We start from the raw sequence: 7,021 nt of genomic DNA on the forward strand, positions 1-7,021 counted from the left end.
TTCTCACACCAACACTGAAGGCGAATCAGGTGTTATGCAGCGAGAAGGTCCGTGTTTGAGTTCTTAAAAAGGAGGTTTGCTATGAAGATTCTCATTGTTCTCACGTCTCATGACCAACTTGGCGATACCGGAAAGAAAACTGGTTTCTGGCTGGAAGAGTTTGCTGCTCCCTATTACGTGCTGAAGGATGCGGGAGCAGCGATCACGGTGGCCTCACCGAAGGGCGGTCAGCCGCCGCTCGATCCGAAAAGCGAGGTACCCGAGTTCCAGACCGAATTAACGAAGCGCTTCCGCACAGACACCGCAGCGCAGGCTGAACTTGCCAACACGAAAAAGCTAGCCGACGTGTCCGCAGACGATTTCGACGCAGTTTTCTACCCCGGCGGACATGGCCCGATGTGGGACATGCCCGACAACGCGACATCCATCGCACTGATCGAAGCCTTCGTGAAGTCCGACAAGCCAGTCGGTGCAGTGTGTCACGCGCCAGTTGCGTTGATCAATGTGCGCGGAAAGGACGGCGAGTATCTGGTCAAAGGCAAGCGCGTGACCGGGTTCACGAATGCAGAAGAAGAAGCGGTGGGCTTGACCACGGTCGTACCTTTCTTGTTGGAAGACCGGCTAAAGGAACGGGGTAGCATCTACAGCAAAACCGCCAACTGGGTTCCCTATGTCCAAGTGGACGGGAGGCTCGTGACCGGACAGAATCCGGCATCTTCGGAACCCGCAGCGGAAGAGTTACTGAAGTTGCTTCACTCTGTTTGAGCTGTGCGGTAGTAGGCATAACAAAAGCTGCTGCGCTCCAATATGCCAAAGCGGGTATTCGCATCAATGTAGTTGCACCAGCGGTAATCGAAACAGATATGTTTGAAGCAGCTACAGGTGGGCAGGATGAAGCCAAAGCTTACATGACAGGACTTCATCCGATCGGACGGATTGGAACACCGCTTGAAGTTGCCAATGCAGTCTTGTTTTTATCATCTGACATGGCATCGTTCATAACAGGTGAAACGTTGATGGTAGATGGTGGCTATGTAGCACAGTAGTCGATCGGCAGTGCAAAATATTGCAGTGATCGAATGCGCGATGGCTAGCTTTTGCCTGTTTTGTTGAGCAAATTGCCAATCTTTGAACCATGCTAACAATTACAACGCCAACCCTTGAAGCCAAGCGCAAAGGCTTAACACACATCCGATTACAGCAAGTGCTCGGCTATATTCGTACTCACCTTGATCGAGATTTGTCACTGACTGAGCTTGCAGAAGTGATTAATATTAGCCCGACTTACTTTGCGAGTTTGTTTAAGCAAACAATGGGAATTTCTCCACGTCAGTACGTGATTCAACAGCGTGTGGAACAGGCAAAGTTGATGCTATCGAAAACAGATTTGGCGATCGCAGAAATTGCCCTACAAGTAGGATTCTCCAGTCAAAGCCATTTGACGCAGCACTTCAAGCGATTCACGGGAAAGACCCCCAAGCAGATTCGCTAGCACTATAAGAAGCTGAAAGGTTGTCCTAAGAATCTGAAAAAAATCGAGTCTTGGAACTCATTACATTGAAGTTGAGTTAGGCAAGAATCTGAAGCAGAAACAGAACTAAGGTTGTATCTTCGTCCACAACGTCAACTAAGAATGGAGCGTACAAAAATGAGTATTCAGCAATTAATCACGCCTGAAAAGCATGACTTAGGTGGGTTTAGCGTACAGCGCATCTTACCGAGTGAAACCCTAAAAATGGTTGGACCTTTCATCTTCTTTGATCACTTAGGCCCAGCTATTTTCCCGGCTGGAAAAGGCGTCGATGTTAGACCCCATCCACACATCAATTTGGCGACGGTTACCTATTTGTTTGAAGGAAGCCTTCTGCATAGAGATAGTCTAGGTACAGTACAAGAGATCTTTCCGGGCGAAGTTAACTGGATGACAGCGGGCAAAGGTATTGTTCATTCTGAGCGATCGCCCGAGAGCTTTAGAGAGAAAGAATCTACTCTTCACGGCATTCAGACCTGGATTGCCCTCCCCGAAAGCGCTGAAGAAGTTGAACCCAGCTTTTCACATTATCCGGCGACTGATTTACCGAGGTGGATTCAAACAGGAACCAGCGCGACCTTGATCGCCGGTAGCTATCAGTCTCACCAATCACCAGTTAAAACCTACTCTGCTACTCTTTACCTAGCGCTCGTTTTCACGGAGGGTAGTCAATTTCAGCTAGCGCCAATAGAAGGTTTAGAAAGGGCAGTTTATAGCGTCACATCCGGCCTATTCGTAAATGGAAAGCCTTTAGAGCCATATCGTCTAGCCGTTTTAGCGCCGGATGAATCAGTAAATATCAGTGCGGGGGCTGAGGCAAAAGCAATGATTATCGGCGGGGCACCAGTGGGCGATCGCACAAAGTACTGGAACTTTGTGTCGAGCCGCTCAGCGCGTATCGAGCAGGCAAAACGAGATTGGCAAGACCGCCGCTTCCCGGCGGTTCCCGGTGAAACTGAATTCATTCCGCTCCCTGATAATTCAGATCACGGTAGTAGCGCGCCCCCTCTGAGCTGACGATGGTTAGGCGTTTTTGCTGAGCGAGAGAACAGCAGCTAACTCGTACAGCAAGACTTTCTACTATTTCGGATTAAGTCTATTTCATTCGCAAAACGCTTGGGAAATGATATGGAAGTTGGGATTGACAGTTTTGCCTCGGTTGGAACGAGTGAAAATGGTGAAACGGCGGATGCCACGCAATCTGTCGCCGAACTGCTGGAGAGAATAGAGCAGGCGGATCGTTCCGGCTTGGATATCTTCGGCATCGGCGAGCACCATCGGCATGAATTTTTAGATTCGGCAAACGCGGTTATTCTCGCCGCTGCCGCCGCACGCACCGAGCGCATCCGTCTAACCAGCGCGGTTACGGTGCTGAGCGCGGCTGACCCGGTGCGTGTGTTTCAACAATTCGCCACGCTCGATTTGATTTCAAAAGGTCGCGCCGAAATGGTTGTCGGGCGCGGCTCGTTCACCGAAGCCTTTCCGCTATTTGGATTTAGCCTCGGCGATTACGACGAGATTTTCGCTGAAAAGCTCGAACTCTTGCTCAAAATTCGGGACAATGAAACGGTCGATTGGTCGGGCAAATTTCGCCCCGCGCTGGAAAACCAAGCAATTTATCCGCGTCCGCTGCAAAAGCCGTTTCCCATCTGGATCGGAGTCGGCGGTACGCCGCAATCTTTCCTCCGCGCCGGAATGCTTGGACTGCCGCTCGTGGTCGCCATTATCGGCGGCGAAACGCATCGCTTTCGCTCGCTCGTAGATTTATACCGCGATGCTGGAGCGCGCACCGGGTACGCGCCCGAAACATTAAAAGTTTCATTGCATTCAATCGGTTATGTCGCCGACACGACTGAACAAGCCGTTGAAGAATTTTTTCCGGGCTACGCCGAAACCTTCACTAAAATTGGCAGAGAGAGAGGCTGGCCGCCTGTTACGCGTGCCGATTTTGACGCGCAGCGCGGCGCAACCGGCGCGTTACTCGTCGGCAGTCCCGAAGAAGTGGCGGAGAAAATCCGCCGTCATAGCGAATCGCTCGGCGGCATTTCGAGAGTAACTTTTCAAATGGACAACGCGCAGATGAACCACACCCAACTGATGCGCTCCATTGAACTGATTGGAATGCAAATGTCGCCACTCTTAAACAATTGAAATACCTTAACGATCGATGGCGGATATACAGCGAGTTGATTTTTGATTGTGGACTCACAGTGAATCGATCCATTTCAAGAGAGAACAACCGGACTTGATTTTACGAGAAATAGAATGATACTTCAGAATAAGGTGGCGTTATTCACCAGTTGTCATTCTCTATATTGGCATTGTGTCTACCCAGTATTCTGATGTCTCTGGAGATTGAATCAATGGCAGTTTTGAAACAATTTGGGATTCTATTTGTGTTGGGCATTGCGGGAATTGCGGGAATTGCAATTACGTCGGTTCCATTAGTTGAGCAAAAGTTGGCGAAACTGTCTCCAGAAATACTGGCAAAAGTTCCGCCACTGTGGGTTTTAATACTGCTGCAAGCACTACAGCTTACAGTTCTACTGGCAATCAGCATTCTGATCGGAATTGGCTGTGCCTACCGCGTTGGATTACGCTCACATTTGATTGACTACTGGGTACTTCATACCCCTAAGATTCCATATTCTCTCATTGAGATGAAATGGAGCTTGGGTGTGGGTGCAGCGACAACAATCACTGTCCTGTTGCTCGATCGGTTCATGAAACCTGCTCTACCTGAAGCGCTACAGGCATCCAGTCACACAGAACCGAATTGGCTGAGTTCACTTACAGCAATGCTTTATGGCGGCATCACTGAGGAAATTCTGATGCGCTGGGGCTTAATGTCGCTGCTTGTTTGGATCGCGTGGAAAGGGCTAAAACAAGGCGTTACGTTGCCAAGTCAAGGGATTTACCAGGGTGCGATCGTTCTAGCCGCGTTGGTATTTGGACTACTACACCTGCCAGCGACTGCCGCGATCGTTCCACTCACTCCACTTGTAATTATCCGAGCGATATTACTCAATGGGATTGCTGGCATTGCTTTTGGTTGGCTCTTTTGGCAATACTCGCTTGAGGCTGCGATGTTATCCCATGTCAGCTTTCATGCCTTTTCCTTTGCTCTTAGTCTTTTGCTGGCAAGATTTGTCTAAGCTTTTTTCTAAAGCGATTTCATGATTATTTCAAGAGAGAACAACCGGACTTAGATTTTAGGAGAAATAGAATGATACTTCAGGATAAAGTGGCGTTAGTCACTGGTGGCACATCGGGAATTGGCAGAGCAACCGCGATCGCTTATGCCCAACAACAAGCAAAAGTGGTGGTAGTTGGTCGTCGAATGGATGAAGGTGAAGAAACGGTTCGATTGATTCAGGATACTGGCGGAGAGGCGATTTTTGTGCAAGCAGATGTCACGAAAGAAGCCGATGTTGAAGCAATGGTTGATAAAGCGGTTGGCGTTTTTGGTCGGTTAGATATTGCCTTTAATAATGCAGGAACTGTCGGCGAAAATCCCTCATTGATTGAGCAAACAGAAGCGGAATACGATCGCACGATGAATGTCAATGTCAAAGGCGTTTGGTTGTTAATGAAACATGAAATTACTCAGATGTTGAAACAGGGAAGTGGTGCAATCGTCAATACGGCATCTGCAAATGGAGTAGTTGCACTTCCCAGCGTACCCCTCTACACCGCGAGTAAACATGCGGTAGTAGGCTTAACAAAAGCTGCTGCGCTCCAATATGCCAAAGTGGGTATTCGCATCAATGTCGTTGCACCAGCAGTAATCGAAACAGATATGTTTGAAGCAGCTACAGGTGGGCAGGATGAAGCCAAAGCTTACATAACAGGACTTCACCCGATCGGACGGGTTGGAATACCTGTTGAAGTTGCAAATGCAGTCCTGTTTTTATCATCTGACATGGCATCGTTCGTAACAGGTGAAACGTTGATGGTAGATGGTGGGTATGTAGCCCAGTAGTCGAAAGGCAGTGCGACACGTTGCGACCAAGTAGCGATTAACAGCGATATGAATCCCGCAGACAGCGACTTTGCCGCAGAGCAGACCAAGATGACTGCCCTCGGTCGCTATGGCCAGGGTGACTAGGTCGTAAACGCTACAAACCTTATTCAGAGAAATTCAGAGGACATCATGATTTCGCAAAAACTCTCAGGAAAAGTTGCACATCGCCTGTTAGTTATCATCGTTCTGGTTGTCAGTGTGCTTGTTGGCTCTGGTTGGCTGAATCGCGCAACTCCTGCTTCAACTTGTGACATCGCAACTCGCTCTACTCAAATCGGGAGTGGAACGCTTTCCTACAATCAAGCAGGGACAGGACAGCCGATTTTACTGCTGCATGGATTATTTGCCGAGAAAGAGCAGTGGAATGGCATGATGTGCGAGTTGGCTAAAGCAGGCTATCAAGCGATCGCACCCGATCTACCCGGTTATGCCAAGAGTACTGGATTTACCGTGAAAGACTATGCACTAGAGAATCAGGTAGCCCTCCTGCACCAGTTTGTCGAGCAGCTAAAGATTCAATCCCTTGATGTTGCAGGTAGCTCGATGGGGGGCACGATCGCAACCCTTTACAGCCAGCTTTATCCCAACCAAGTTCGCAGCCTCGCCTTTATCGGTTCACCGCTAGGCGTAACGAATTGGGCAACTAGCGTCAGGAAATCGATTATTGAGGGCATCAATCCCTTTATTCCGATTACCAAAGAGCAGTTCGATCTAGAAATCAGTCTGCTTTTCGTGACGCCTCCTACGATTCCGGATGAGGTCAAAACCGAGAAAGTAAACGATTATGTGAATCGTAATCGAAATTATCAGCAGACTTGGGACATTGTGAATCTTTATAATGATGTGCTTTGTCAGTTGCCTCACAGTCGGGTTCCGACCCTGGCAATTTGGGGTCAGGAAGACAAAATTTATGATATTCGGGATGTCGATCGCTCACATCGCTGTCTTCCAGGGAGTCAAATTATTCAATTACCCAAAGCAGGACATTTGCTGTTGATCGAAAACGCTCAGGAAGCAGCATCGAATTATCTTGGTTTTCTGAAAACAATCAAAAATCGATAGACGAATCAAGCATTCAGCAATTAGGCTTTGGTGTCGAGGAATTGAATCTCAGCCAGTTGTTGGCTAATGACCTGAACATTAGGCTTACAAAAGAAAGGAGATCGCTATGAGAAACAATGGAACGACATGACTATTTAGTTAAGTTGCACATCGCCTTTGGCTGGGAGCGAGAAAACTTTTTTGGTGTGCTACGAGGCTGTGATATCTGCATTTGCTACTAAACGGTAACTACCTTACCAAATCGTGCTGACTTACGAAGTTAGGTAGAACTTACCTACGCTGAGTGGTATCGAAATCCCGTCACTGTTTATTCTAAATCAAGGAGAGTTGGCACAGATGGAATCTATGAAAGCAGCCGTATTAACTGCGTTTGGTGATGCTGAGAAGTTTGAGATTCAAACGGT

The 7,021-nt window shown here is 48.3% G+C and carries 8 protein-coding genes; all 8 read left to right on the plus strand.

The features are described 5' to 3' along the window. Positions 1–81 precede the first annotated feature (81 nt). Entirely contained in the window at positions 82–765 is a 684-nt protein-coding gene (locus QUB44_RS26180) for a type 1 glutamine amidotransferase domain-containing protein (protein ID WP_333372097.1), read from the plus strand. Next, complete coding sequence (locus QUB44_RS26185) at positions 762–1,046, plus strand: SDR family oxidoreductase (protein ID WP_333372099.1); 285 nt, start codon at positions 762–764, stop codon at positions 1,044–1,046. The genes QUB44_RS26180 and QUB44_RS26185 overlap by 4 nt, the downstream gene beginning before the upstream one ends. Positions 1,047–1,135: 89 nt before the next feature. After that, the gene (locus QUB44_RS26190) at positions 1,136–1,492 is read left to right on the plus strand and encodes an AraC family transcriptional regulator (protein ID WP_333167982.1); all 357 of its coding nucleotides are present in this window, start codon (positions 1,136–1,138) and stop codon (positions 1,490–1,492) included. A 156-nt stretch (positions 1,493–1,648) separates the two neighbouring features. After that, entirely contained in the window at positions 1,649–2,548 is a 900-nt protein-coding gene (locus QUB44_RS26195; RefSeq protein WP_333372100.1) for a pirin family protein, read from the plus strand. A 111-nt stretch (positions 2,549–2,659) separates the two neighbouring features. Further along, on the plus strand, positions 2,660–3,682 hold the full coding sequence (locus QUB44_RS26200) for an LLM class flavin-dependent oxidoreductase (protein WP_333372102.1): 1,023 nt from the start codon (positions 2,660–2,662) through the stop codon (positions 3,680–3,682). Between the two features lie 212 nt (positions 3,683–3,894). Beyond that, entirely contained in the window at positions 3,895–4,686 is a 792-nt protein-coding gene (locus QUB44_RS26205; protein WP_333372104.1) for a CPBP family intramembrane glutamic endopeptidase, read from the plus strand. A 71-nt stretch (positions 4,687–4,757) separates the two neighbouring features. Beyond that, positions 4,758–5,513, plus strand: coding sequence for an SDR family oxidoreductase (locus QUB44_RS26210; RefSeq protein ID WP_333372106.1), 756 nt, complete (start codon positions 4,758–4,760; stop codon positions 5,511–5,513). A gap of 171 nt (positions 5,514–5,684) precedes the next feature. Continuing rightward, the gene (locus tag QUB44_RS26215; RefSeq protein ID WP_333372108.1) at positions 5,685–6,617 is read left to right on the plus strand and encodes an alpha/beta hydrolase; all 933 of its coding nucleotides are present in this window, start codon (positions 5,685–5,687) and stop codon (positions 6,615–6,617) included. The last annotated feature ends 404 nt before the right edge of the window (positions 6,618–7,021 follow it).

The sequence above is a fragment of the Microcoleus sp. AT3-D2 genome (genome assembly GCF_036705715.1).
In the GTDB taxonomy this organism is placed as follows: domain Bacteria; phylum Cyanobacteriota; class Cyanobacteriia; order Cyanobacteriales; family Microcoleaceae; genus Microcoleus.

Coding starts and splice junctions, on each gene's coding strand:
- QUB44_RS26180 (WP_333372097.1), top strand. CDS start 82: ATGAAGATTCTCATTGTTCTCACGTCTCATGACCAACTTGGCGATACC.
- QUB44_RS26215 (WP_333372108.1), top strand. CDS start 5,685: ATGATTTCGCAAAAACTCTCAGGAAAAGTTGCACATCGCCTGTTAGTT.
- QUB44_RS26195 (WP_333372100.1), top strand. CDS start 1,649: ATGAGTATTCAGCAATTAATCACGCCTGAAAAGCATGACTTAGGTGGG.
- QUB44_RS26210 (WP_333372106.1), top strand. CDS start 4,758: ATGATACTTCAGGATAAAGTGGCGTTAGTCACTGGTGGCACATCGGGA.
- QUB44_RS26200 (WP_333372102.1), top strand. CDS start 2,660: ATGGAAGTTGGGATTGACAGTTTTGCCTCGGTTGGAACGAGTGAAAAT.
- QUB44_RS26190 (WP_333167982.1), top strand. CDS start 1,136: ATGCTAACAATTACAACGCCAACCCTTGAAGCCAAGCGCAAAGGCTTA.
- QUB44_RS26205 (WP_333372104.1), top strand. CDS start 3,895: ATGGCAGTTTTGAAACAATTTGGGATTCTATTTGTGTTGGGCATTGCG.